The organism is Methylocaldum marinum (assembly GCF_003584645.1).
Lineage (GTDB): Bacteria > Pseudomonadota > Gammaproteobacteria > Methylococcales > Methylococcaceae > Methylocaldum > Methylocaldum marinum.
Genome location: NZ_AP017928.1, coordinates 2042709 through 2066045 on the forward strand (window position 1 = coordinate 2042709; position 23337 = coordinate 2066045).

Here is a 23337-nt window from a genome sequence, read left to right on the forward strand (position 1 = left end):
TATCTATCTTTAAAGGAGAAAAAGTATGGAACAAGAAATCCAAGAACAATCTGCAAACGAGAATGACACAGCTGTGGTCACACCCGCCCAAGGGGATATCGTCGAGGCGCCGCCGACTCGAGCGACGCCCTGTCCGACCTGCGCAGGTGCTGCGAGCACCATGGCGATGGCCTATATCTATGCCCTGGGCCGGATTGAGGCGCGTTTTCCGCTTCTCTCAGTGGAAAAGGAGTTTGCGCAAGTCGTTGGGCAAGCAGAGACCGCCGGCAAGACCGATCAACAGGTGTTCCATGCCGTTCTTTCGAAGCCCGAGAACCGCTATCTAGTGCGTCAGATGTGCTGGGTGTTTACCATCCAGGGACTGGAGACGTATATCCTGCAGCCGCGTAACCCGGCGGACTTCGATCTCTTGGTGGGGGCCATCCGGCCGGTGCCCGGCCCCAACGACATCGACATCGTGGTGGGGGTGCGCGGACCCATCGCCCCGCCGGAGTTCTGCAACGGACTGATGGTGCCCATCGTCGCCTTCGATCAGATCTATTCCTTCGACCGCGATGCACTCATCGAGGCCATCCCGAAGCCGGAGCAGACCACTGCCGAGCAATTCGGCCCGGCGGCTGAGGAACTGTTCAGCAGGATTATGCAGATGACGGACAATGCCGGCGCGACCGACGAGCACCGGGCGCTGAACTACCTCGCCGTGCGCTATCCAGCTATCTATGCCAAGGCGGCCGAGGAATTCGGGAGGGACTTTTCGCTGACTGGAGTGGAAGTGCGGCTCTCGCCTTTGAGCGGCACGCGAAGAATTGTGGAGGTCATCTTTTCCTTCACCAACCGCAACACCGATTTCACCGAGAAATTCTTCGTGCGCGTCGACGTGACCGAGGAGTTTCCGTACCTGGTGACGAAGCTGTCGCCTTACTATGACCGTTGAACTCGGAAAATAGCAGGAGGTGCATGTCATGGATATGCCAAGATTTACCGCAGAGGCCTCGCTCTGCAAGACGAGCGCGCATTACCGGGGGAAGGCTGTTTACGGCAATTCAGGTGCGGCTGGAGTTTTGCCCATGCTGCCGAGACGACCGACAATCTCCCACCCTGGAGACTGTTTCAACGATCCCACGACTGATAAAGAGTGCTCTGAAGGGGGCGGCCTGCTGTGCTATTGCTGTTACGCTGACGGTTGCTGGATTTGTGACAATTTGTTCGAGATACCGGCCAATTGTGTGTGGGACGACTCTTACCGCGCTCGGATCGGCCGGGGTATCGGGCGCATCGCGCGCGTTGCCGCGCCTATCGTCGGGTGACCTGCGAGGTGGCATCAGGGTTGTTCTCGCTCCGTGCGAACATCTTTATGCAAATGACTGCTGGACCAGAAAGTATCGGAGTAACGAAAATGGCCATGCCTGGATTTTTTGCGGAGGAGTCGCTTTCCAAAACGAACGGGCGTTATCGGCTTACGGCAGTGTTTGCTGCCTCTGTCGGCGGTCAAGTGTCTCCATCGATTACGAAAGGGACGCATTGTGTGGTCGATGATCCCAACTGCCCTAGCGGCTTTAGCAAATTGTTCTGCCCTAGTTATAACAGTGATGACTGTGTGGAAACGGGGATTTGTTGCACGCCATCGCAGCCACCGCCCCCGCCGACCTGCGGCCACCCTTGTCCTCCGGGGACCTATTGCTGCGGCCCCAGCTGTTGCTCAGTCGATTCAGTTTGCTGTCATGATAGCGCTGGCCACTGCTGTCCGGCAGGTACGCACTGTTGCAGTGATGGTGATGGCTGTTGTCCAAATGGGCAGAGGTGCAGAAGCATATTCGGGTGGCACTTCTGTAGCCCGATTTGATTCCGTTTCGGTTGGGTTAAGCGATCGGAACTCAGCGGGCCGGTTATTAGTTTGCAAAATCCTGGCAAGCGACACCCGTCTCCCCTTGCGGCAGTCGAACGAAGTGATGCGGATTAGGGGGTTGCGGGAAGACCCTCACCCGGCGCTTTGCGCCACCCTCTCCCGCAAGGAAAGAGGGGATTGCGAGCGGCGGGCAGGTGCGACAACCGGCGGATATGGACGCTGGCCGATGCCACGGCAACTTCCCCGAAACCTAAAGGAGGTTCGAAATGTGCATGCCCGGATTTGGCGCAGACGCATCGCTCTACCAGACAAACAACCGCTACCGGTTTGCTGCTGATAGCATTTCCAATAATGCTGCCGATAGCCTGTCCAGCCAGGCTTTGCCATTGGCCTTTGCACCCGATGTGGGGCGCGGGATGGACGGTTCGCGCATGACCTGCTGCAGTTGGAAGCCGTGGCTAAAGCCCCCATTTGTGTGCGCCGAGCGGCGCGTGAGCCCATTAGAAAATTGCCGCTGCACCTACGATTGGTGCGGTGACCCAGAGATCGTATGCCGCGGAGCTGTGATCGCCCTGCCGGAATAACGGGGCTAGCTTCGCCCGGGTAGCGATGCGGTGAACAAGAGGGACGGTATCGGCTCGTGACTGATGGCTCGAACCCAGAGATATGAATCCTAATTTTTGAGGTGCAACAAGAACATGCCAGGATTCACGGCACAGGCTTCAGCTTATAGGCTAACCAGCATCTATCGTAGAGTAATGGTCAAATTTTGTGTATGAGTCAACAGCAGGGGTCAGGTCTTGCAATCACACCTCGTCATGCACTATTGCAAGACCTGACCCTACCTTTCCTGCTTGTGCAACGCCCACCTGCTGCGGGAACTGCGCTATTTCGAGGAGGCCACGGACGGGCATCGTTGGCCGATCCGACTTCGGGAAATCCTGGTGGAAGGCAAGAAGGCGGTGGAAGCCGCCCAAGCCGAAGGCTTGAGCAAGGTGGACGCCGCCACGATCAGAAGCCTATTGGCCGACTATGATCGGTGGATCAACCTCGGCTTGTGGGTGTTCCCCGAGCGACCGAAGGAGCCGGGGCAGAAAGGCCGGCCGAAACAGGAACCCGCCACGAATCTGCTGCGACGACGGCGTGATTTCAGGACCGAGGTGTGGCATTTTCTCCACGATTTCCGGGTGCCCTTCGACAACAACCTGGCCGAACGGCTGGTGCGCCCGGTCAAGGTCAAGCTGAAAATGGCCGGTGGGTTCCGCGCCCTCGGTGGTGCCGAAGCCTTCTGCATCATCCGCTCCCTCTGGGAAACTCATCGACGACAAGGCATCAATCCCTTTTCCACCCTCAGAACTGCTTTTGCAGGGGCTGAGTAGTTACGCGTAATGCGCCGAACGGAACGTTCCCCATGCGGCGGAATACGCGAGTACGCTATTCCGCCCTACGCGGGCTGCCCCATTCATCCTGCCAGGCACGCGAGGAATCGACGCGCGCCGTAATCCGCCGTATACCCAGCAACCCAAACGGCGGGTTACGCGAGTACGCTAACCCGCCCTACGCGAGCTAGTGCTTAATCGCGCTAATCAGCGAATACAAAAACCCACATATAATCAATTTGTTATATTGGATTTTTGCATCGTTTATTTTTGCAATTAAGCACTAGCTCAAGTCAATTGATTTAAGCTGTCCTTGTGAGTCGAACTGGATAGTAACGCTGCCATAAGAACAATCCGCTGTAAAAACCTTGTCCTTCATCTCCTCATCAACCACTTTGCTCGGGTGTTGTGGATCATCAAATCGAATTTCCAGGAAATATCCCTCGGGCGAATGCGGCAGTGCATCAAGCTCACCCCGCTCGGCAAGAATATTTTGGATTTCAGCAATGTGAATTGTTGCCATTGGAACACCTATGGAAGCGGAATGAAATCGCCACTCTCAATCCTATTCGTCACTTGATTTGGTCTGATCGGACCAACGGAAATAATCTTCATCTCATCCCGAGGAACGGTGATCCGAAGAAGTTTTCCTTCCACGTTCTGGATTACATTGATGTTGCCCGACCTCGCGTCAAAGACTCGTTGCGCAGACGGATTGTTAGCTAACCGCTGGAAATCACCGGGAGATAATTTGCCAGCCAGCGATCCCATACGCGAATCATTGAGCTGACCCGTAACACGCGGATGGATGTCAAAAAGCTTCTCTCCACTCTTTGTAACATCCGCAACATTATCGGCATTTTTAATCACCGCGCCCAGAACGCCAACCCCCAACTTCGCTCCGGGCAGATCGGCAGTCAGGGCGTTGAAGGCGATTTGGCGGGTGTCTCCGGATGTGATGCCCTCGGCGAAATCCGTGGCGGGTGCGGCGGCGATGCCGATTGCCGGGTTTTTCCGGGCCACATCCAAAAAAGCACTGGCGGTGGTTCTGAGCTCGTTCAATAAAGAGCTACCGGTGCTCGGTGCCCCCTGATACCCCGAGACATTCGAGCTCGCCATCGGGGCCGCCTTGTTTAGCCCCAACGGATCGGTAAAGCTCACCGGATTGTTCCCGACGTACGCATAAGGGTTCAGCCCATCGGCAAAGCCCGCCGGGTCCCTTTGCGTGAACCGGCCGATCTGCGGATCGTAGTACCGCGCCCGATAGTAAATCAGACCGGTCGCGTCGGGTTCCCGCCCCGCGTAGCCGTAGCGCGGAAGCGCGCCGCCGGCGAGCGTTTGACCGAAGGCGGAGTAGCGGGCGCTGGCGGTGATCGCGCCGGCGGCGTTGGTGACCGCCACCACCGAACCGAGGGCGTCGGCGTGGTAGTAGGCCGTGCCGCCGCCGGCATCGGTCCGGATCAGGGGGCGGTCGAGCCCGGCATCGGTATAAAGCGCCTGTGCCTGGGTCCAGGCGCTCCCGTAGTCGCTCCAGATCGCCAGCCCGGCATAGACGGAGCGCCGCGGCGTCCCGTCCACAGTGGTCTCGATGCGCCGGTCCTCATGATCGTAGACGTAGGTTTCCGGGGCGATTCCGGTGCCGCTCGCGGCCACCAGCCGCTCCAGGGCATCGTAGCTCAAGGTGAGAGTCGCCCCGCCGCCGCTGCGCTGGGTGAGATTGCCGGCCGGGTCATAGGTGTAGCTCGCGAGGATCGCCCCGGTGTCGCTGCCGCTCCGGATTTGCCGAAGTTGCTGGGCGGCGTCGTAAGCATAGCGCTGGATGCTGCCGTCCGGGGCGGTCCGCGCCCGGCGGTTGCCGTACGCATCGTAGGCGTAGGCTTCAAAGAGGGTTGCGCCCGCATTGGTCCGCACTTCCCGCAGCCGGTCCAGGGCATCGTACTGGTAGGTGTAATCGGTCTCCGCCCCGGCGATGGCTTCACGATGGCCGGTGCGCCGGCCGAGGGGGTCGTACTGGTACGTATGATGGCTGACCTCGGTACCGCCTGCCGCCCGGTTGACGAGTTCCCCGAGGTAACCCTCGGGGGTGTAGCGGTAGAGGGTGCCGTAGCCGTTGGCCATGGTGGTTTCCAAGAGCCGTCCGCCGCCGTCGAACACGAAGTTGACCCGCTCGCCGCTCGGCGCCTGCACGGCGCTGAGGCGCCCGACCGCGTCGTAGAGGAAGTCGCGGCGGTGGCCTTCGCTATCTTCGAGACTGTCGAGGAGTCCGCCGGGGCTATGGCGGTAAGTCAGGGTCTTGGGACCGCGGCTGTCGGTGACGGTGGCGAGGCGATGGGCGCTGTCGTAGGTGTATTGATAGGTGACTTCCGGCGTCTGCGCGATCCGTACCTGGCCCAGGGCATTGTAAGTGTACTGGGTGACGTGGGGCGAGGGATCGGTGTCGGAGAGCTTCGCGGTGCGCCGGACCAACAGCCCGTTGCGGGTGTGATCGTAGTCCCATTCGACCACATGGCCGCCGGGGGACACGCGGCGGATGGGGTTGCCGTAGGCATCGTAGGTCCAGCGGGTGGTGTGGCCATTGGCGTCGGTGGCTTCGATCACCCGGCCGAAATCGTCATAGCCGTAGGTCGCCTGGTCCGTCAGCGTTTCGCTGCCGGTGGCCGTGCGGTAGCCGGCCCGGATCTTTTGCACATCGCCCAAGGCGGTGTACTGGATCTCGGTGACCTGACGGATAGCGGTCAGGCCGAGGGCGTCATGCACCGGGCCGATGGTTTTGACCGGCCGGTTGAGCACGTCGTACTCGGTCAGGGTTTCGCGCCCGCCGTTGTCCACCGTCCGGACGACATTGCCGTTCGGGTCGTAAAAGTAGTCAGTGTAGCGCCCGTCGGGGCCGGTCAGCCGCTTCAGCCGCCCGTTCCGGGTCGGGTCGTAATAGGCGTACTGGGTGACGAGACCGTTGGGATCGGTCACGCGGATGGGCCGCCCGCCGATATCGTACTCGGTGACGACCGCGTGCCCCTGTGGGTCGAAGGCGCGGGTCGGCCGGTTGAGGGCGTCGTATTCGAACCGGACGCTGTAGCCGTCCGGGTTGGTGATCCTGAGGACGTTGCCGACTTCGTCGTAGGCGATCCGGGTCGCGTGCCCGGCGGTGTTGCGGCGAACCACGGGCCGATCGAGAGCATCGTATTCCACCACGTCCTGCTGGAGAAGGCCGTAGACGCCGTTGCTGTCGAAGGCGGTCAGACTGGCGCCGATGGGGTTGCCGTTATTGTCGTAGGCAAAGTCGCGCCATTGCCGGAGGACATCGGTCGCGCGGGTGATCCGGCCGTCGTCGTCGTAGCGGGTCTCGGCCGGATAGAACCGTGCATCCACGGCGACGGTCGGCCGACCCAAGGCGTCGAAGGCCTGGCTGGCGGTGGTGCATTGATCCGTCAGCGTGGGCGAACCCAGTTGCTGCAAGCCGCAGCGCTTGACCGAGACGGGGTTCAGCGCCGCACCGTCATAGCCGAACTCGAGGTAAGGGCCTTCCTGGGTGCTGAAATCCCGCACGCGCTTCGTGCGCGTCAGGTTGCCCGCCCCGTCGTAGGTATGGATCGTCCAGGCGGCGATTTGCGCCAGTGCGGGGGTATCGGTATTCACACCCGCTTTCAAGGCGATGACCTCCGTGCGGTTGCCGCGGGCGTCGTAGCGGTACAGCGTGTAATGCCCGTTGGCGTCCTTGGTCTTGGTCGGCTGATGGAAGGCGTTGTAGCCTTCGTAGGTGACGGTGCTGCCATCGGGCAGGGTCATCGTCGTCACATTGCCGGCTACATCGTAAGCGTATCGAATCGTGTTGCCGAGGGAGTCACGCCGCTGGGTCTCGTTGAGCGGATTGGCCGTATCTTTGTATTCATACACCAGCCGCGAGCCATCTCCTTGCTGGTGCTGGAGCTGTTGCCCCCATTCGTTGAAGAGATAGGTCTGGCTCACTCCGCGCTCGTCGACGGTGGTCGTTTCCCGGCGGAATGTGTTGTACCGGAAGGTGTAACTGTGGCCCTGACTGTCGGTATGCCGGAAGGTCTTGCCGTTGGCGTAATACTCGAAGCTCATGCCGTTGCCGTTCGGCCGCGTGTAGGTCTTCAGGGCATGATCGAGATTGGTGCCGTCGGCGGCGGTGTAATAGCTGTAGGTGGTCGAACCGCCACGCCGGCCCGCGACGACCTCCGGGCTTTCGAACTTGACGAGATCGCCGCGGCCGTCATAGGTGTAGCGGAAGGTCCGCCCCGCCCAGTCGGTGATCCGGGTGATGTGGCGGCCGCCGTTGTCGTACCAGAACCGAAGCGTCCGGCCGATGCCGTCCACGACCGTGGCCAGGTTTCCGTTGCTGTAGCCGAAACGCAAGGCGTTGTTGTTGCGGTCGACCACGCGAATCAGTTTCGCCGTCTGGCCGAGTTCCGTTCCGGCCGGCACGGTACCGGCCACGTTCTCGAAATAGAAAACCAGCCCGCCCTTTTCGCGGATCGAGTATTCGCCGTTGCTTTCCCGTTTCGCGGTGACGCGAAGACCGGGCTGGGCCGTCAGGGCCGCGTTCAGGGGAACGCCGCCGGTGTTTCCGGCCACCGTGAAACTGTTGGCGGACCCGGTGCCGTCGATCCAGATCACGCTATCGGTCACGGCGTTCTTAGTGTTGGAAACGAACCGGAGTTGATGGTTGAAGCTGTGGGTCCAGCCGTAGCCCAGGGGACCGTCGACACGGATGTTGGAGTTGTAGGAACGCTCGAAGACGACATCGAGTCCGCCGCGTCCTCGTATGGCGATGTCCCGTTCCGAATGGTACATGTTGCCGGACAGCAGATTGACCGGATCGCCGGCCGAAGTCGTTGTCGGGTGATTCCCGGTATTGGAGCCGCCGCCCAAATCCACGACGGCCGCCCCCGTCCCGCCGCCGCTGTTCCCTTGAGACAGCTTGGTCGCCACCGTGTCCTTGATCGGAGCCTTGAAGCCTGTGCCCAGCGTCGGCGAGTACTGATTCGAAATCGGCTTGGACAAGGAATAGCCGCCTTGCGCGGTGACGTACTGACCGGCGATCTTGTAGCTGGTTTCGCCCGATTGCACATTCTGGTTTTCGTCGAGTATGGCCTTTTCCGCCACCCATACCGCACCGGCCCAGCCATCGTAATTGATCAGGCAGCGTGGGAGGGTAACCTTGAAATAGCCATCCGCAAACAGCGCTTTTAATTAGTGTCTGTAAGAAAACTCGATTTTTTCATGGTTTTGCTGACTCACTGGGAGTCACGTCAGCCGTTTTTCGGCCCAGGCCAGCATTTTTTCCCGCCAGGCGCACTCCATGATGCCAATTTGCCATTTGGGGGCAAATTTTGGACGCACCTTTCCTGCACTTCGGGATTTTTCTGCCATCAGCCCTGTCTTTAGGCCGCTTTTTTATACGGCCCTCGTCGTCGATCCGCCGCTTGTTGTTCTTGCTCGCGTAAAACGGCTCCCAGGCGCTGAATGTTGCGCGCCACGACCGCGAGGGCAACATAGCGCTTGAAGCCGTCAATGCCATGATCGGGACATTTGTCCAGGCCATGCACACCGAGTGCATTGATTGCCGATTCAACAGCCGAGTGTTGGCGGCGCAGGCGGACAAATGTCGGGTCGGATTCGCGGACTTTGTCGGCTTCCGATAGCCGGCCTTTTTTCGGCAATATGACGTTTTCCAGGTGTTGCTTGAGCTCGACCTGATTACTTGGACTGTGAAAGCCCTTGTCCAAGCGGATGGCCGTTACTGCCGGAAAGCGGGTTTGGCTGTGTTCGACCAGGGACACGGCGATTTGATCGTCGGTGGTTTTTTCCATGACTTGATGGTGTAGGATGAAGCGGTGTTGATCTTCGACGACCGCCACCCGCAAGCCCAATTCGACCGGTACGCCCGCCTTGCCTTTGCTGATCCACTCGGTATGGGGCTGAAAAATGGAAAAGACTTTTTCGCCATGCGGAATGGTTTCACCTCGCGGGACGCGGCGACGAATCTGGTCGATCTGCCGCTCGGCATGCGCCAGGTAGGCATCAAGGTCTGCCAACATCGGTGTCGGTAGGCCATGCGCTTGGTTCAGGCGTTGCCGGGTAGCATGTGCCCGTTGCTGATAGGCTTCAGCTTGGTCGAGATAGGTCTGATAAGCCGTTTCGATTTGCGCCTGCTTGGCCTGCCGCTTGGCTTCATCTTGTGAGGTGGAATGCTTGAGCTTTTGAATCAGACGGTAGCTTTTCTTGAAACACCGCAAGTGATAAGCGCTTTGCCGCCATTCGGTCAAATCCAATGTATCGCAGAGTGCCGCACAGGTTTGAATGGCTTTGCGAATCGCATCCCACAGCAAGTTGGTATCGGTGGGGAAATGCACGTGGGTTTTGACCACAAAGGAATCAGCGCGGGCTTTGAGGCTTTCCTCGGCGTTTTTTTTTTAACAGCGAGTGCCCCGCGTTAACCACTTCCTGGTTGATGCGGTCCAATAGCTCGGGCGTGAACAAGCTGACGTTGTCCCGAATCGTCTGCAACTCGTACTCCTGCTCGTCCAGCCAATCGCTATGCCCCAGCATCTGCCGGATCGTCTTGTGTTGGTTGGCCAACTCTTGAATCCGGTCGTAATCCGCATCGAGACCCAAGCGCAGTACGCCCAACACCCGTATCTTCCACTGCTCCATGCCAGGCCGCCCGGTTTGGCGGTTGGCTTTGCCTTGCCCGTTCGCACGGTCAGGTATCATCTCTTCCAGAATGGCAAATACCCGCTGACGCAAGCTGACCTCGGTATAAATGTATTGCAGTCCACGCAGTAATTGAGGGATGTCATCGCGCGATTTGGGATCGAGGACGATGGCGGCAATATCGGTTTCACCGAATTTGAGTTGTGGCTGAATGACGGTACGCATACGATTTCGGGTAACGAAGATTTTGGTTTTTAGGTGGTTGCAGGCTGATTTTCGCCCGAAATAGGGCAAAACTGGTGTCAGAACAACACATCTTCGTGCTGCGAAATAATTATAATACATTGATAGTTATGACTTTAATTGATTTCCGTTCAGGCACTAAGTAGGTCTTGAGCTTGCTTGAATAATTCAGATCGATCGGCGAAGCCGGACAGCCGATGTTCAACTGAGTATCGACATCCGCGCTGCTGCTCAAGATCACCACTGGAAGGCCGGTGTCGTTGGCGAATTGAAGTCCGCGCACCGTGCTGACGGCATCCACGTGGGCCTGTTCCTGCCAGATATAGGACTCGTAAGCGGAATCGGCGTAGCCTGTCAGCAAGTAACCGTTGTAATTGATGGCGCCACTGACGATGTTCCGTGAACGGGTTCTTCCGCCGGGCACATCCACCAGGAGTCCTTTGCGCGAGACCGCAAAGGGCAGGTCGAACACGTACGCCACTTTCATGGCGGTAGACGTGAGCCCGATATGGTTTCCGCTGTCGCCGGTCTCGCCGTAGAGCCGTCCGATGGCTTTGCCCGCCTCGGTGATGTAGTCCATGTATTTCAGCCCGGCGATGTGGAGGAATTCGCCGAGGGTGTCGTCGATCCGCGCGTTGGGATTGGCATTGCTCTCCACGGCATCGAGCAGTTTCGCCGAGCGCTGTTCGATCAAGTCGTCGGAGGTCTGAAAAGCGAAGATCTGGAGCGCATGGTAGTTGTGCGCCCCGATACCCGCGTATTGCACCTTATTGATCTCGCTGTTATTGAGCGAAAGCCGTAGCGTCAATTTGTTGTCGTTGGTACAGAATCCCACCGACGTCCGGTTTCCGGCCGGGGTAATGTCCACACCGTCGCGCTTGAAAACCGGCTGGACCAGGGTCTGCCCATAGGTCGGGCCAGACGCACACGGCACCTCCATCGCCGTTCCGGACTGCCAGGCCGAAACGTTGCCCGCGGCGGTATTCGATGCGTTGGTTTGCACGAAGGATAGGGTCAATCGGCTCGAAGCCAATTCCGGCATCGGCCGAATGAGGGGCGGCGCCAATAGGGTATTGGATCGATTCTGGACGGTAATCTGAGCGTAATAGCGGTGGCTGTCCGGCAACACCGCGGTTTCGGACCGGCCGGTCCCCCAATCCTTGAACCTCTCGACATCATAAGGCAGCGTGCTGGGCAGCACGTCGATATTGCGTTGCAGGATGGCGCCCCGGTACCCTCCGCCGTTCACGAGCGGACTCCCCAAGGCCGCTTCCATCTGATCCTGCAGCGCCTCGTGAGCCATGACGGTCGTACGTTTGGCGAGATACTGGGAGTAATCGAAACTGAAATTGGGAATATCGGCAACGGTCGTACCGTCCGTGTAAGTCATCTCCTTGAAGCTGGGATCCAGCGGAATCCAATGAAAACCGCTATCGTCGTTGCGCGAGCCGCGGTAATTGCCGTAAGGGACGCAGGCTTCGACCCAGACGTGGGGGAAACGGATATGGCTGGCGGTCCATTTGGGCTGTATCCGCCCGACCTCCAGCCGCTTGGCGGCACCCTCCGCCGATTTCACACCCAACCAATCCAGCAGGCGCGGGTCGTCAGGCGGGAGACGGATATCACCTCCGCCAGGCGATGATCAGATAAACCACCAACGCTCGTTCCAAGCGCTCCACCGTCGCCAATTGCAGGGCCTCGACCCGGCAGCCGCTTTTCAAAATGCGGAAGAAAATCTCTACCAGCCAGCGCCGGCGGTACCCGGCGATGCGCAGACACGCCTCGTCTAGGGTCTCGACTGCTTCATTGGTGAGCAACAGCCACTCGATGGGCTTATCGCCGGCCGGCGGCGACTCTTCCCGCGCCAAGATCACAGTGACCTCGCAGGTTTTGCTACCGCACCGCGCCAGCGTCACCCGCGCCATGCGCAGGCTTTGCACCACGGTCCGGCCCGTCCGCCCCGGCGCCGGCGGCAAGGCAAATTCCACCTCCCCTAGCGCCGACTGGCTTTCCACTTGGGCGCGCAGTTTCCCACCCTCGGCCAGCACCCGGTCATGCCGCGCCCGCACCAGATAATCCGCCGGATGCCCCAGCGCCGCCGCGCGGTCCAACAGCGCACGGATGTCACCCTCGCGGTCGGCTACATAGACCAATCGGGTCGAAGGAACCTGTGCCGCCAGTTCTGCCACCCGCTCATAGCCTTCGATCCAGCGCAGGCTTTCCGGCACGTCCGCCTCGCTCTTGGGCTTGCGCGCCCACATCCAGGCGTCCAGCACCCCCAACGCCACCCCACTTTCACTCACCGCCAGAGTCGGATGCAGGTACATCCCGTGTTGCCGCTCATAGCTCAAGCGCCCCAGGCCCACGATCCCAGGCTGGCTGGTAAAATCCAACTCCGTCGTATCCTGCAGGCACAGCACCCGCTCCAGGTCGACCATTCGGCCGATTGTCGGTGGGCGATGCGCCTCCAGCATGGCGCGCCAGTCCAGCGCCTCATTGTCCAACAACCGATAAGCTGCCTTGGTCTCCCCCCAGCCGCCACAAGCGATGGGGATGCTCGCCGTCGGATTCGACGACAAATCGTCGGCCAGCCGGATCAATCGCTTCGTCAAGCGTGAGTCTCCCAACACCGCCCCGCCAAACTCATCTTTCGCCCACGCCACAAAATCAGTACAAAATCAGAAATCAACAGCCTACAACATCAGGAGACTTGTGGGTAATGGGGTGGATTAATACCCCTGTCAAGGTCAGGGTCATGGAGGGGTGTTTGGTGTTAACCACTGAATAGCCGATAATTAAAGAAGGCCCGGTGAACTCTGCCGGGCCTTTAAGTACGAAACCCGAAGGAGGCTCAATCATGCCACAAGCTCATTCTGCAAAACAGGAAGCGTTAGACGCCATCCAACGATTGCCCGACACGGCTGATACGGAAGAGATTATGTACCGGCTCTATGTGTTGGAGAATATCCGCCGTGGCCAACAAGATGCCGCCGACGGCAAAACCGAAACCGCTGAAGAGGTGATCAAGGATATTCAATCATGGTGAAGTGGACGGCCCACGCCAAAGCCCAACTTCGCCATATTCATGATTACATCGCCCAGGATTCCCCCCTCTACGCCCGGCGCGTCAGTGAAGAACTGGTGCGCAAAACCCTCGGCCTGGATGAACTGCCCCGCAAGGGGTTCAAGGTGCCGGAACTCAACGAAGATGCCGTGCGGGAACTGGGCCTCTACTCCTACCGGATCATTTACGAGATCAAAGCCGACAACCTCATTGAGGTGCTGGCCGTGATTCATAAACGGCGGCATTTGGAGGCGGAGGAGATTCCGAGAGAACAATAACGCAAAAGCCCCGGCCTGTTGGCCGGGGCTTTTGCGTTTATCCATTAGACATTATCGGAAACCACCTTTCATAACCGGAACAGAGGAAAAGGCCGGCTATCAATAACTCTGGTTTCGGCAGTAGCGCCTGTAATTGTGCAGGCCGCAGGCCAATTCAATGACGACATCGTCGTAGCCTTCCTTGGTGTTCCTGAACACGTCTTTGACGACGCGGCACCGCTTGATTCTCGAGATGATGTGTTCGATGATCACGCGGATGCTTGAGTGGAGCCGGTTGGCGTCCTGGTCGTCGGCCGAAAGCCGGCCGTTGCGCGGCCTCTTCTTCGGCTGGTGGACTGTGACATTCGCCAGTTCGTGTCCCTGGAAGCCGCTGTCGCGATACAGCTCGACGCCGTCGGGGAACCGGGTCCCTTCTTCGTCGCAGATCTTCTTGTCGTGCTTCTCAGAACACTCTCAGAACAGCAGGGGTCAGGTCTTGCAATCACACCTCGTCATGCACTATTGCAAGACCTGACCCCACCTTTCTCCGCGGGTGCGCCGGCCGAGGGGGTCGTACTGGTACATATGATGGCTGACTTCGGTACCGCCTGCCGCCCGGTTGACGAGTTCCCCGAGGTAACCCTCGGGGGTGTAGCGGTAGAGAGCGTTGTAGCCGTAACCCCGGTTACACAAAATTCCGGACACGCTCCAAATTTGGGTACAAAATCGAAAAGATCGATCCCCTTGAGGAAAGCATCCCTGCCGACTACAACCACTCGCCTTTTCTTCCCAGAGTCTATCGTGGCGCCTTGGATCGCTATCTTTACTTCAAGGACATGGTGGAAAGGGTTGCCGGGATCGAGGGGGACATCGTCGAATGCGGCCTTTCGATTGGTCACGGTGCCCTGCTGTTTACCCTGTTCAGCGATTATACCGGGGTCCCGCAATTGTATAAATAGTACTAGGCCAAAGTTAAGCGGATACGGATTGTCATATGGAGTCTAATTTCCAGGCGCTTTAGAAAAATGAAAAACTTGCCCTTCACCGAAGTGATAACCAACGGTGAAGAGTGCGTTCCACTGCCATGGCAGTTCATCTTGCATTTTCTCCAAAAGGGTTACCTTCCCATCTCCAATCACATAACAGACATATCCGAATTTACCAACAAATCTAATAAGTGATTCAGCACTATCACCCATCTCTCTGAGAAAGCTGTCAGTGATTTCTACTAGAAGAGTGGGTCGCACATTTAGCATGAGTTTTTCCATGCCTCTCAATACTTTTAGTTCCGCTCCTTCGACATCAACCTTCACCAAGGTCACCCTGCTGAAATCCTCTACAAGTTCGTCGAATGTTGAAAGATGAACTTCAAATGATTCTGCACCATTATCAAACGCTCGAAGTGACGTTGCCCCTGTGTTACTCTCAGGGCCTGAATATAAACGCGCAGTTCCGCTGTGGTCAGAAAGAGCGATATTGTTCACAACTACGTTGTTTATTTGATTCAGACTTAAATTGCTTTTCAGTTTTGAGGCAATGGTAGGCATTGGCTCGAATGCAAGCACTTTCCCAGTGTCACCGACGCACCTCGGAACAACAGGCTAAACCAACCGATATTAGCACCCACATCTACTGCGACATGGCCTGGTTTAAGCAATGACATGAGAATATTTGATGTCGTCTCTTCAAACACCCCCGTGAGGTAAATATCCTGCGGTATATGATCGGAAAGATCGAGATCCATCTTGAACCCTATCTTAGTAGTAATAGTACTTTTACCTATTTTTCGGCCTAATTCTCGACTCAATGGGCGAAATATCTTAAGTAAACGGTAGCGCCCTAATTCAATGGAACTACTCCGGAGATAATAGGCAACTAAAAGAAATATATATTTACTCATATTTATCCAGTATCGATAGGCGAATTCAGGAATGAAGTGCAATTTTGAGTAACGCTGTTCAGGTGGGCGGGATGCGGTAGCATCCGAGCCTTTTTGACCAGCCAGTCGAAATTGCAAAGATGAACTACACACACCTCACCCGAGAAGAACGATACCAGATTTACGCTTTGAAGAAAGCCGGACATACCCTAACCGAGATTGCCAACGTGCTTGAACGTCATCCCTCCACGATTTGTCGGGAACTGAGCCGTAACCGAGGACGGCGTGGATACCGCCCGAAGCAGGCGCAATGTTTTGCAGACGAACGCCGCGCGATGAATGCCCGGACGATTGAAGAGTCCACCTGGCAGTTTGCGCAAGAACGCCTGCTGGAACAGTGGAGCCCGGAGCAGATCAGCAATCACGCCGACATCAGCCATGAAACGGTCTATCAGCGCGTCTATGCTGATAAGCGCGCAGGTGGTCTGCTATGGAAACAACTCTGCTGCCAGAAGCAGCGCAGGAAGCGGTATGGCAAGGCGGATCGGCGTGGTGTCATTTGGCCATGGTGGTTTCCAAGAGCCGTCCGCCGCCGTCGAACACGAAGTTGACCCGCTCGCCGCTCGGCGCCTGCACGGCACTCAAGCGCCCGACCGCATCGTACAGGTAGTCGCGGCGATGGCCTTCGCTGTCTTCGAGACTGTCGAGGAGTCCGCCCGGGCTGTGGCGGCAGAGCTTGTGGCGCGGATTACGGCGCGTGCCGTAACCCACGGTTTGCCAAGCCGTCCCAAAAGGGAGGGTGTAAAAAGAACTGTGTAACTGGTTTGTAAAATCAGCCAGAAAAAGAGACTAAAACATGACCAGTGATACAGCCAAACAAGACGCCTTATTGGATGAATTGCTCAAAGGCTATACGAATCCGAAAGACATTCTGGGGGAACACGGCTTGCTCAAGCAGCTGACCCGGCGTCTGGTGGAACGGGCGTTGGAGGCGGAGATGACCGCCCATTTGGGCTATGCCCCCCATGCGCCGGAAGGGCGCGGCAGCGGTAATTCTCGCAACGGCAAGTCGGCGAAGACGATTCAAACGGAAACCGGACCCTTGGCGATTGAGGTCCCGCGGGATCGCAACGGAGACTTCGAGCCGCAACTGGTTTCCAAGCGCCAACGCCGGCTCGAAGGATTTGATGAGAAGGTTCTGGCGCTGTATGCGCGGGGCTTATCCACCCGTGGTATTCAGGGGCATCTGGAAGAACTGTATGGCGTGGAAGTCTCGCCGACGCTCATCTCCAACGTTACCGAATCGGTGTTGGCGGACGTGAAGGCATGGCAGAGCCGGCCCTTGGCGTCGGTGTATCCGATCCTGTATTTCGACGCTTTGATCGTCAAATCACGCGAAGCGGGACCGGTCAAGAACAAGGCGGTCTATCTCGCTTTGGGCGTCAATCTGCAAGGCGAAAAGGAGCGGCTGGGCCTTTGGATCGCGGACACAGAAGGCGCCAAGTTCTGGCTGTCGGTCTTTACCGAGTTGAAGAACCGAGGCGTTCAGGATGGCTTTATCGCCTGTGTCGACGGCCTCAAGGGACTGCCGGAAGCGATTGAAACCGTGTTTCCCAACATCCAGGTCCAACGGTGTATCGTCCATAAGGTGCGCCACAGCCTGCAGTATGTCACCTGGAAGGAGCGCAAGGCGGTGGCGAAAGACCTGCGGGCGATTTATGGCGCCGCGACCTTGACCGAGGCCGAAGCTGCCCTGGCGCGGTTTGCGGACACCTGGGACGCGAAGTACCCAGCCATCAGCCAAAGCTGGCGGGCGGATTGGACGCGCTTGACTGTGTTTTTCGATTGTCCGCCGGAGATCCGCAAAGTGCTGTATACCACCAACGCGATCGAATCACTCAACTTCAGCCTGCGCAAGCTGCTCAAGACCCGCGGCGCGTTCCCAATCGCAAACGGCGTCTCCGGGAGCGCCGAAGCCGCCCTTCCAAACGATGAGGCGATTCTGAAAGTCCTGTATCTGGGACTGCAGCGGATCGAGAAGAAATGGACCCTGCCGATCCAGGATTGGAAACGGGCGTTGAACCACTTCGTGATCCTCTTTGGTAATCGAGTTACCCTATGAACTAACCCCAGTTACACAGTTAACTTGACACCCCCGAGGACATCGGTCGCGCGGGTGATCCGGCCGTCGTCGTCGTAGCGGGTCTCGGCCGGATAGAACCGTGCATCCACGGCGACGGTCGGCCGACCCAAGGCGTCGAAGGCCTGGCTGGCGGTGGTGCATTGATCCGTCAGCGTGGGCGAACCCAGTTGCTGCAAGCCGCAGCGCTTGACCGAGACGGGGTTCAGCGCCGCACCGTCATAGCCGAACTCGAGGTAAGGGCCTTCCTGGGTGCTGAAATCCCGCACGCGCTTCGTGCGCGTCAGGTTGCCCGCCCCGTCGTAGGTATGGATCGTCCAGGCGGCGATTTGCGCCAGTGCGGGGGTATCGGTATTCACACCCGCTTTCAAGGCGATGACCTCCGTGCGGTTGCCGCGGGCGTCGTAGCGGTACAGCGTGTAATGCCCGTTGGCGTCCTTGGTCTTGGTCGGCTGATGGAAGGCGTTGTAGCCTTCGTAGGTGACGGTGCTGCCATCGGGCAGGGTCATCGTCGTCACATTGCCGGCTACATCGTAAGCGTATCGAATCGTGTTGCCGAGGGAGTCACGCCGCTGGGTCTCGTTGAGCGGATTGGCCGTATCTTTGTATTCATACACCAGCCGCGAGCCATCTCCTTGCTGGTGCTGGAGCTGTTGCCCCCATTCGTTGAAGAGATAGGTCTGGCTCACTCCGCGCTCGTCGACGGTGGTCGTTTCCCGGCGGAATGTGTTGTACCGGAAGGTGTAACTGTGGCCCTGACTGTCGGTATGCCGGAAGGTCTTGCCGTTGGCGTAATACTCGAAGCTCATGCCGTTGCCGTTCGGCCGCGTATAGGTCTTCAGGGCATGATCGAGATTGGTGCCGTCGGCGGCGGTGTAATAGCTGTAGGTGGTCGAACCGCCACGCCGGCCCGCGACGACCTCCGGGCTTTCGAACTTGACGAGATCGCCGCGGCCGTCATAGGTGTAGCGGAAGGTCCGCCCTGCCCAGTCGGTGATCCGGGTGATGTGGTGGCCGCCATTGTCGTACCAGAACCGAAGCGTCCGGCCGATGCCGTCCACGACCGTGGCCAGGTTTCCGTTGCTGTAGCCGAAACGCAAGGCGTTGTTGTTGCGGTCGACCACGCGGATCAGTCTCGCCGTCTGGCCGAGTTCCGTTCCGGCCGGCACGGTACCGGCCACGTTCTCGAAATAGAAAACCAGCCCGCCCTTTTCGCGGATCGAGTATTCGCCGTTGCTTTCCCATTTCGCGGTGACGCGAAGAGAGCCGGCCCCGGAAATTTGGACACCCTCTTAAGTGAAGTTTCTGTTCTAATCACCGCCCTTCGAAGGGCGAAAACCGGAGAACAGACTATGAAACGAAAGAGACGAAATCACTCGGCGGCCTTCAAGGCCAAAGTTGCTTTGGCGGCGCTCAAGGGCGACAAGAGGTTGGCTGAATTAGCAGAACAGTTTGAGGTTCACGTCAACCAGATCACGCAGTGGAAGGGCCAGTTGCAGGAGCGAGCGAGTGACGTGTTTGCTACAGCAGCAGAGCGCAGTGCATCGAAGGGGCCGGACGTGAAGGAACTCCACGCCAAGATCGGCGAGTTGGCGATGGAGAATGATTTTTTAGTCGCCGCGCTCGGTCGCATGGGCGATGCGAGCGCCAAACGATGATCGACCGGTCGGACAAGCTCCCTGTGGTGCGCCAGTGTGCGTTGTTGGGGCTTTCCCGCTCCTCGGTTTACTACACGCCACAGCCGGTCTCAGAGAACGATCTGGCGCTGATGCGGCGAATCGACGAACTGCACCTCCATCATCCGTTTGCCGGTGCCCGCATGTTGCGTGACCTGTTGGAGCAGGATGGGCTGAAGGTCGGTCGCCGGCATGTGTCGACGCTCATGAAGAAGATGGGCATCGAGGCGCTGTACCGGCGTCCGAACACCCGCCGCAAGCATCCGCAGAACCCGGTGTTCCCGTACCTGCTGCGAGGTCTGGAGATCACCCGAGCAAACCACGTCTGGGCCATGGACATCACCTACATCCCTATGCGGAAAGGCTTTGTCTATCTGGCTGCGGTGCTCGACTGGGCCACTCGGCGGGTACTGTCCTGGCGACTATCCAACAGCCTGACTACGGACTTCTGCATCGAAGCCGTTGAGGAAGCCATTCAGCGCCATGGCACGCCGGAGATCTTCAACACCGACCAAGGCAGCCAGTTCACCAGCGCGGAGTTCATCGGCCTGATCCAAGGCCGTGGCATCCAGGTGAGCATGGATGGCAAGGGCCGCTGGGTCGATAATGTCTTCGTCGAAAGGCTTTGGAAAAGCGTGAAGTACGAGGAAGTCTACTTGCATGCTTACGACTCCGTTTCTCAAGCACGGCAAGGTCTACAACGCTATTTTAAGTTCTACAACGAACGGCGGCCCCATTCATCGCTTGACGGTAAAACCCCGGATAGCATGTACTTTCATTCGCTGCCAATCCAGAAGGCAGCCTAAACCGCAGAAACCCACTTAAGCTTGGGAAAATCCTGTCCAATAAACCGGGACCACCGCTCCGTTCACATCGCCCACTCCGGCCACGGATGTTCCAAAACCCGCTTTGGCCTGAGGCGTGGGATTATTGACAATGCGGGGCATATAGGCAGGTTGGGCGTAGGCCGAAGCCACCCAGAGCGCGGTCACGAGGCCTAGACAGCCTTTCAACACATTCGGCCGGAGTTCAGTCCTGAGGGCATCCTTTAGGGCTAGAACCCGATCGGTCCTTTTTCCCCATCGCGTTTCATGTTACGTCCTCACTGTAGATATGATTGCATCGTAGCCGCCGTTTCCCCGGCGTTTGGAATCCGTTCCGTTAGGCGTGCTTGCCAAATTGTTACAGCAAATTCAGATTCTTGTCATCGAAGAAGCACAGGAAGCGTAGCGGCAGCGAAGCGAAGTGCGACGCCCCCCCGCGTAGCTGTAGGGCCGGATGTTTGATCGGAGTCCGAGCGGTAGCCCAGGTGGCGATCAAACCTGAGGCCACCGACACGGCGTCAAGTCATTGTGGCGCCCGGCCCCGATCCCCGGATGGATCGGGAATGGTCGAACGCCAGACGGCCGCGAGCCGCCGAAGGCCATACTCGTCGCCCATTTTTCTACGCCTTTGGGTGACTTGGAGGTCCCAAAAAGGGCAAAAAAATGGCGACGCAATCGGCGTCTGTGAACAGCGTGTGCAACAGGATGCGACGAGGTTATCCGTTTGACTTTGTCACGGAATCCAAGACGGACGGATGAACCCGCGGATCGATCCCCTGGCGTGCTTGGTTCTGATGCTGGGCGCAGATGCCGATCTCAATGGATCGGCCGGCGTGCTGGAGCTTGTAGACGACCGCCGAGGGCGAGCGGCATCGTGATCCCTTGGACGTGGCCGCCTGACATCGTTTGTCACCCTGCCACAGTTCCAACGGTTCGGGTGCGGGCGTGGTCTCGGGCGCCTTGTGAGCTTCGCCCATGCGCCGCTCGATAAACGCCCGAATGTCATCCGCCAGATGGACCGGCACCCGCATCGTGACCGTTCCAGCGCCCCATTTCGACTTTCGCCCAGCGCCGGGCCGCTTTCCCGCCGCGTGTCATTGTCCGTACCTTGTGATTTCGTGACGGAATCAGTCTATCCCGACCATTTTATTCTGTCACGGAATCATTCAACCGTGCCGAACCTTGCATTCCAGCGATTCTGGCCTACGCTGAAAGTGCCGCTCCCTCCGTTGGGTGATAAACCGCAAGCGGTAGCCCGGCTAAGGTGACGGGCGGAATCCATGAAAAAGAAAAAGAAAAGGAGAATGACCATGAGCAGCAACACCAATCCGACAGGATGTGGTTCCATCAACACGCAGGTGTACGAGTTCACCACAAGTGACGCGGGGAAAACGTCGGGCACGGCCTACGGCAATCTGCCGTTGGGCGACCCCAACGGCTCACAGGTGTCGATCAACGGCACCACCGACCTGTCCCAGATCATCGTTGGCAACAACGGGGCGTGTGTCATGTCGATCGTTTACCAGTACTTCGACGGGATCGCCCGCAAGTCGGCCATTTATGTCTTCGGCCAAGGGCCAAAGGGAATGGGGTCAGGGAGTCTCCACATGAGCTTCGTCACGTCGCAGGACACGCACACGTTGTCGCTGACGAGTTCGACCCCGTCGTGCCACGACGACAAATTCGAGGACATGAACGCCATCACGCAGATCACCTGGAAGTCGGATTAACCAGCGGTCCGAGCTGACCATCAACTTCTTGACGGAACAGTGAACTAGGACCTATACGTCGTATAGGTCCTACATGTCCTGAGTCATCATCGCCCGCGCATGTTCGTAGGAGTGGACCGCAAAGCGTGGCGCGCGCTTTTCGGATTCAAGCGAAAACCGGTATCGAGGCGGCCAGCAAAGTCCGCTCCTCGCGGGGACTCCTCGTTCACGTCTTCGGCCGCCTCGCGGCGGCCATGTTCCTGTTGAACCAGTGGCCGGACAGCCCTTAATTCGCATTAAAGGGCGTCACTATCCGATCGAAAATTCGGTGGTGGGTTTAAGTAGTTTATATACTACAATGTACAATTATTTCTTAGCTTAACAGGCTGTTGAAATTCGCCTCCATGCCTTCGGCTTTACCCCTTATCGGCGGCTTAATTTTTAGTGCTGAAGGTCCTTTTAGCTCTGAAATCCCGGTTCTAGCCGGTTTTCATCCCCCCGCTTGGGGGTTCTTGCCGCCTTTCGGCGAATTTTGGGCAGACGCCCGCCTAGGCCGTCGACCATCGCCAGCCGAACAGCCCACCCAACCGGGTCAGGTTGTAGGCGGCGAAAGTGAACACGGTCTGGGCCGCCACCTTCTTCAAACCCCGGAACCGGGTCTGGCGTAACCCGCCCACGGTCTTCGACCACCCGAAGATTTCTTCCACCCGCTTGCGCCTCTTCAGGCTGGTCCGGTAGCCGGCGTGTCGGGTGGTGCGGCCATCGATGGCGGAGCCTTTTTCCTTCCGGGCGACATGCGGCGTGACCCGCTGCTCCCGGAGAGCTTGCACGAACTCCGGCACGTCGTAAGCCTTGTCCGCCCCGACCGTCGCGCCGGGCTTCGTGACGGTGCGACCGATCATGATCTTGGCCGCGTCCCGTTCCGCCGTGCCGGTGGCGTGAGTCACCTCGACATCCACGACCAGGCCGGTCCGGTTTTCCATCAGGGCATGGCCCATGAAGCACAGTTGAGCTTTATCCCCTTCGCTTTTCTTGTAAAGGCGAGCCTCCGGATCAGTGGTCGAGGCGTGGGTCGCGTTGGAGCGCTTTTCGCCCTTGAAATCGACGGACGGATTCCGGCCGCCGTCCTCCGGCGGAGGCGAGCTGCCATCCTTTTTCACAAAGCTCTTCATGGAGGCCCACGCCTGGATCAGCGTGCCGTCCACCGAGAAATGCTCGTCCGACAAAAGGTCCTGCCATTCCGCCAGCAACACGACCCGCTCGAAAAACAGCCGGGAAATCCGCTCGTTCAGCAACCGATCCCGGTTGGCGCTGAAGGTGGAGTGGTCCCAGACCTCGGCATCCAGGGTCAGCCCGACAAACCAGCGGTACAAAAGATTGAATTCGATCTGCTGGACCAACTGCCGCTCGGAGCGGACAGAGAACAAGACTTGGATGAGACTGGCGCGCAGCAGCCGCTCCGGCGGAATCGATTCCCGGCCGGTCCGGGCATAGAGGGCATCAAATTCCGAGTCCAGCGTGGTCAGCAGAATGTCGACCACGGCCCGGAGCTTCCGAAGGGGATGATCCTTGGGAATCCGGTCTTCCAAGGTTCGGTAGCTGAAGAGTTCTTGCTGGGTGATGTCGGCGCCGCGCATGAAAG

25 protein-coding genes are annotated in these 23337 nt (G+C 58.3%); 12 read left to right on the plus strand and 13 right to left on the minus strand.

Going from position 1 to position 23337, the window contains the following annotated elements:
• The first annotated feature begins 25 nt into the window (after positions 1–25).
• The 3 genes from sS8_RS08980 to sS8_RS08985 all read left to right on the plus strand — a co-directional run bounded on the left by sS8_RS08980 (position 26) and on the right by sS8_RS08985 (position 3225).
• Positions 26–934, plus strand: a complete 909-nt coding sequence (locus tag sS8_RS08980) for a cyanobactin maturation protease PatG family protein (protein ID WP_119629354.1) — start codon at positions 26–28, stop codon at positions 932–934.
• A 1178-nt stretch (positions 935–2112) separates the two neighbouring features.
• Positions 2113–2430, plus strand: a complete 318-nt coding sequence (locus sS8_RS27590; RefSeq protein ID WP_145986459.1) for a hypothetical protein — start codon at positions 2113–2115, stop codon at positions 2428–2430.
• A gap of 270 nt (positions 2431–2700) precedes the next feature.
• On the plus strand, positions 2701–3225 hold the full coding sequence (locus sS8_RS08985; RefSeq protein ID WP_119629355.1) for an IS66 family transposase: 525 nt from the start codon (positions 2701–2703) through the stop codon (positions 3223–3225).
• Positions 3226–3508: 283 nt separating this feature from the next.
• Here sS8_RS08985 and sS8_RS08990 read toward each other — a convergent pair whose 3' ends face one another.
• The 6 genes from sS8_RS08990 to sS8_RS09010 all read right to left on the minus strand — a co-directional run bounded on the left by sS8_RS08990 (position 3509) and on the right by sS8_RS09010 (position 12809).
• On the minus strand, positions 3509–3748 hold the full coding sequence (locus sS8_RS08990; protein ID WP_119629356.1) for a hypothetical protein: 240 nt from the start codon (positions 3746–3748) through the stop codon (positions 3509–3511).
• A gap of 8 nt (positions 3749–3756) precedes the next feature.
• Positions 3757–8352 (minus strand): RHS repeat-associated core domain-containing protein, encoded by a 4596-nt coding sequence (locus sS8_RS08995; RefSeq protein ID WP_119629357.1) that lies wholly within the window; start codon positions 8350–8352, stop codon positions 3757–3759.
• A gap of 141 nt (positions 8353–8493) precedes the next feature.
• Positions 8494–8619 (minus strand): hypothetical protein, encoded by a 126-nt coding sequence (locus sS8_RS29520; protein ID WP_269461495.1) that lies wholly within the window; start codon positions 8617–8619, stop codon positions 8494–8496.
• A gap of 11 nt (positions 8620–8630) precedes the next feature.
• Positions 8631–10128 (minus strand): ISNCY family transposase gene (locus tag sS8_RS09000; RefSeq protein ID WP_232020576.1). Its coding sequence is split into 2 segments (ribosomal slippage): positions 8631–9653 and positions 9655–10128, totalling 1497 coding nucleotides; the frame shifts between segments, so codons are not numbered across the junction.
• Positions 10129–10237: 109 nt separating this feature from the next.
• Complete coding sequence (locus sS8_RS09005; protein WP_145986460.1) at positions 10238–11722, minus strand: hypothetical protein; 1485 nt, start codon at positions 11720–11722, stop codon at positions 10238–10240.
• 46 nt (positions 11723–11768) lie between these two features.
• Positions 11769–12809 carry an IS4 family transposase gene (locus sS8_RS09010; protein ID WP_119629359.1) on the minus strand — a complete coding sequence of 347 codons (1041 nt, stop codon included), beginning with the start codon at positions 12807–12809 and terminating at the stop codon, positions 11769–11771.
• A gap of 194 nt (positions 12810–13003) precedes the next feature.
• Between sS8_RS09010 and sS8_RS09015 the strand changes: the two genes are divergently transcribed.
• Complete coding sequence (locus sS8_RS09015) at positions 13004–13192, plus strand: hypothetical protein (protein ID WP_119629360.1); 189 nt, start codon at positions 13004–13006, stop codon at positions 13190–13192.
• Entirely contained in the window at positions 13186–13488 is a 303-nt protein-coding gene (locus sS8_RS09020) for a type II toxin-antitoxin system RelE/ParE family toxin (RefSeq protein ID WP_119629361.1), read from the plus strand. The genes sS8_RS09015 and sS8_RS09020 overlap by 7 nt, the downstream gene beginning before the upstream one ends.
• Positions 13489–13587: 99 nt before the next feature.
• On the opposite strand, the gene sS8_RS09025 is transcribed toward sS8_RS09020, so the two are convergent.
• Together sS8_RS09025 and sS8_RS09030 are read right to left on the minus strand one after the other, a co-directional pair.
• Positions 13588–13914 (minus strand): transposase family protein, encoded by a 327-nt coding sequence (locus sS8_RS09025; protein WP_119629362.1) that lies wholly within the window; start codon positions 13912–13914, stop codon positions 13588–13590.
• Between the two features lie 72 nt (positions 13915–13986).
• Positions 13987–14172 (minus strand): hypothetical protein, encoded by a 186-nt coding sequence (locus sS8_RS09030; protein ID WP_119629363.1) that lies wholly within the window; start codon positions 14170–14172, stop codon positions 13987–13989.
• Positions 14173–14276: 104 nt separating this feature from the next.
• On the opposite strand from sS8_RS09030, the gene sS8_RS28030 reads away from it, so the two are divergent.
• Positions 14277–14426, plus strand: coding sequence for a hypothetical protein (locus sS8_RS28030; RefSeq protein ID WP_170161009.1), 150 nt, complete (start codon positions 14277–14279; stop codon positions 14424–14426).
• A 42-nt stretch (positions 14427–14468) separates the two neighbouring features.
• Here the strand turns inward: sS8_RS28030 and sS8_RS09035 are convergent, their stop codons facing one another.
• Together sS8_RS09035 and sS8_RS27595 are read right to left on the minus strand one after the other, a co-directional pair.
• Positions 14469–15014, minus strand: a complete 546-nt coding sequence (locus sS8_RS09035) for an FkbM family methyltransferase (RefSeq protein WP_119629364.1) — start codon at positions 15012–15014, stop codon at positions 14469–14471.
• A complete protein-coding gene (locus sS8_RS27595; RefSeq protein ID WP_145986461.1) occupies positions 14990–15484 on the minus strand; it encodes a hypothetical protein in 495 nt (164 codons plus the stop codon). Before sS8_RS27595 ends, sS8_RS09035 begins: the two co-directional genes overlap by 25 nt.
• Before the next feature lie 2 nt (positions 15485–15486).
• On the opposite strand from sS8_RS27595, the gene sS8_RS09040 reads away from it, so the two are divergent.
• A complete protein-coding gene (locus sS8_RS09040) occupies positions 15487–15957 on the plus strand; it encodes a helix-turn-helix domain-containing protein (RefSeq protein WP_119629365.1) in 471 nt (156 codons plus the stop codon).
• On the opposite strand, the gene sS8_RS09045 is transcribed toward sS8_RS09040, so the two are convergent.
• Positions 15902–16117: an RHS repeat domain-containing protein gene (locus sS8_RS09045; protein WP_170161010.1), complete on the minus strand. Its 216-nt coding sequence runs from the start codon at positions 16115–16117 to the stop codon at positions 15902–15904. The genes sS8_RS09040 and sS8_RS09045 overlap by 56 nt on opposite strands.
• Before the next feature lie 85 nt (positions 16118–16202).
• Between sS8_RS09045 and sS8_RS09050 the strand changes: the two genes are divergently transcribed.
• Complete coding sequence (locus tag sS8_RS09050; RefSeq protein WP_119629367.1) at positions 16203–17468, plus strand: IS256 family transposase; 1266 nt, start codon at positions 16203–16205, stop codon at positions 17466–17468.
• Between the two features lie 11 nt (positions 17469–17479).
• Here the strand turns inward: sS8_RS09050 and sS8_RS09055 are convergent, their stop codons facing one another.
• A complete protein-coding gene (locus sS8_RS09055) occupies positions 17480–18667 on the minus strand; it encodes an RHS repeat domain-containing protein (protein ID WP_119629368.1) in 1188 nt (395 codons plus the stop codon).
• A gap of 171 nt (positions 18668–18838) precedes the next feature.
• Between sS8_RS09055 and sS8_RS09060 the strand changes: the two genes are divergently transcribed.
• The 4 genes from sS8_RS09060 to sS8_RS28035 all read left to right on the plus strand — a co-directional run bounded on the left by sS8_RS09060 (position 18839) and on the right by sS8_RS28035 (position 21985).
• Positions 18839–19968, plus strand: a protein-coding gene (locus sS8_RS09060) for an IS3 family transposase (RefSeq protein WP_119629369.1) whose coding sequence is annotated in 2 segments (ribosomal slippage) — positions 18839–19091 and positions 19091–19968 — 1131 coding nt in all. Because the reading frame shifts where the segments join, the coding sequence is not laid out codon by codon here.
• A 773-nt stretch (positions 19969–20741) separates the two neighbouring features.
• The gene (locus tag sS8_RS29525; protein ID WP_269461496.1) at positions 20742–20864 is read left to right on the plus strand and encodes a hypothetical protein; all 123 of its coding nucleotides are present in this window, start codon (positions 20742–20744) and stop codon (positions 20862–20864) included.
• Between the two features lie 432 nt (positions 20865–21296).
• A complete protein-coding gene (locus sS8_RS09070; RefSeq protein WP_077731396.1) occupies positions 21297–21716 on the plus strand; it encodes a hypothetical protein in 420 nt (139 codons plus the stop codon).
• Between the two features lie 125 nt (positions 21717–21841).
• Complete coding sequence (locus tag sS8_RS28035) at positions 21842–21985, plus strand: hypothetical protein (RefSeq protein ID WP_170160876.1); 144 nt, start codon at positions 21842–21844, stop codon at positions 21983–21985.
• 258 nt (positions 21986–22243) lie between these two features.
• Here the strand turns inward: sS8_RS28035 and sS8_RS09075 are convergent, their stop codons facing one another.
• Positions 22244–23332 carry an IS5 family transposase gene (locus sS8_RS09075; RefSeq protein WP_119628055.1) on the minus strand — a complete coding sequence of 363 codons (1089 nt, stop codon included), beginning with the start codon at positions 23330–23332 and terminating at the stop codon, positions 22244–22246.
• Between the last annotated feature and the right edge of the window lie 5 nt (positions 23333–23337).

What these genes read in the sequence shown, in the direction of transcription:
- sS8_RS08980 (WP_119629354.1), top strand. Translation starts at nt 26, where the DNA reads ATGGAACAAGAAATCCAAGAACAATCTGCAAACGAGAATGACACAGCT.
- sS8_RS27590 (WP_145986459.1), top strand. Translation starts at nt 2,113, where the DNA reads ATGTGCATGCCCGGATTTGGCGCAGACGCATCGCTCTACCAGACAAAC.
- sS8_RS08990 (WP_119629356.1), bottom strand. Translation starts at nt 3,748, where the DNA reads ATGGCAACAATTCACATTGCTGAAATCCAAAATATTCTTGCCGAGCGG.
- sS8_RS29520 (WP_269461495.1), bottom strand. Translation starts at nt 8,619, where the DNA reads ATGGCAGAAAAATCCCGAAGTGCAGGAAAGGTGCGTCCAAAATTTGCC.
- sS8_RS09015 (WP_119629360.1), top strand. Translation starts at nt 13,004, where the DNA reads ATGCCACAAGCTCATTCTGCAAAACAGGAAGCGTTAGACGCCATCCAA.
- sS8_RS09020 (WP_119629361.1), top strand. Translation starts at nt 13,186, where the DNA reads ATGGTGAAGTGGACGGCCCACGCCAAAGCCCAACTTCGCCATATTCAT.
- sS8_RS09035 (WP_119629364.1), bottom strand. Translation starts at nt 15,014, where the DNA reads ATGCCTACCATTGCCTCAAAACTGAAAAGCAATTTAAGTCTGAATCAA.
- sS8_RS09040 (WP_119629365.1), top strand. Translation starts at nt 15,487, where the DNA reads ATGAACTACACACACCTCACCCGAGAAGAACGATACCAGATTTACGCT.
- sS8_RS09050 (WP_119629367.1), top strand. Translation starts at nt 16,203, where the DNA reads ATGACCAGTGATACAGCCAAACAAGACGCCTTATTGGATGAATTGCTC.
- sS8_RS29525 (WP_269461496.1), top strand. Translation starts at nt 20,742, where the DNA reads ATGAACCCGCGGATCGATCCCCTGGCGTGCTTGGTTCTGATGCTGGGC.
- sS8_RS09070 (WP_077731396.1), top strand. Translation starts at nt 21,297, where the DNA reads ATGAGCAGCAACACCAATCCGACAGGATGTGGTTCCATCAACACGCAG.
- sS8_RS09075 (WP_119628055.1), bottom strand. Translation starts at nt 23,332, where the DNA reads ATGCGCGGCGCCGACATCACCCAGCAAGAACTCTTCAGCTACCGAACC.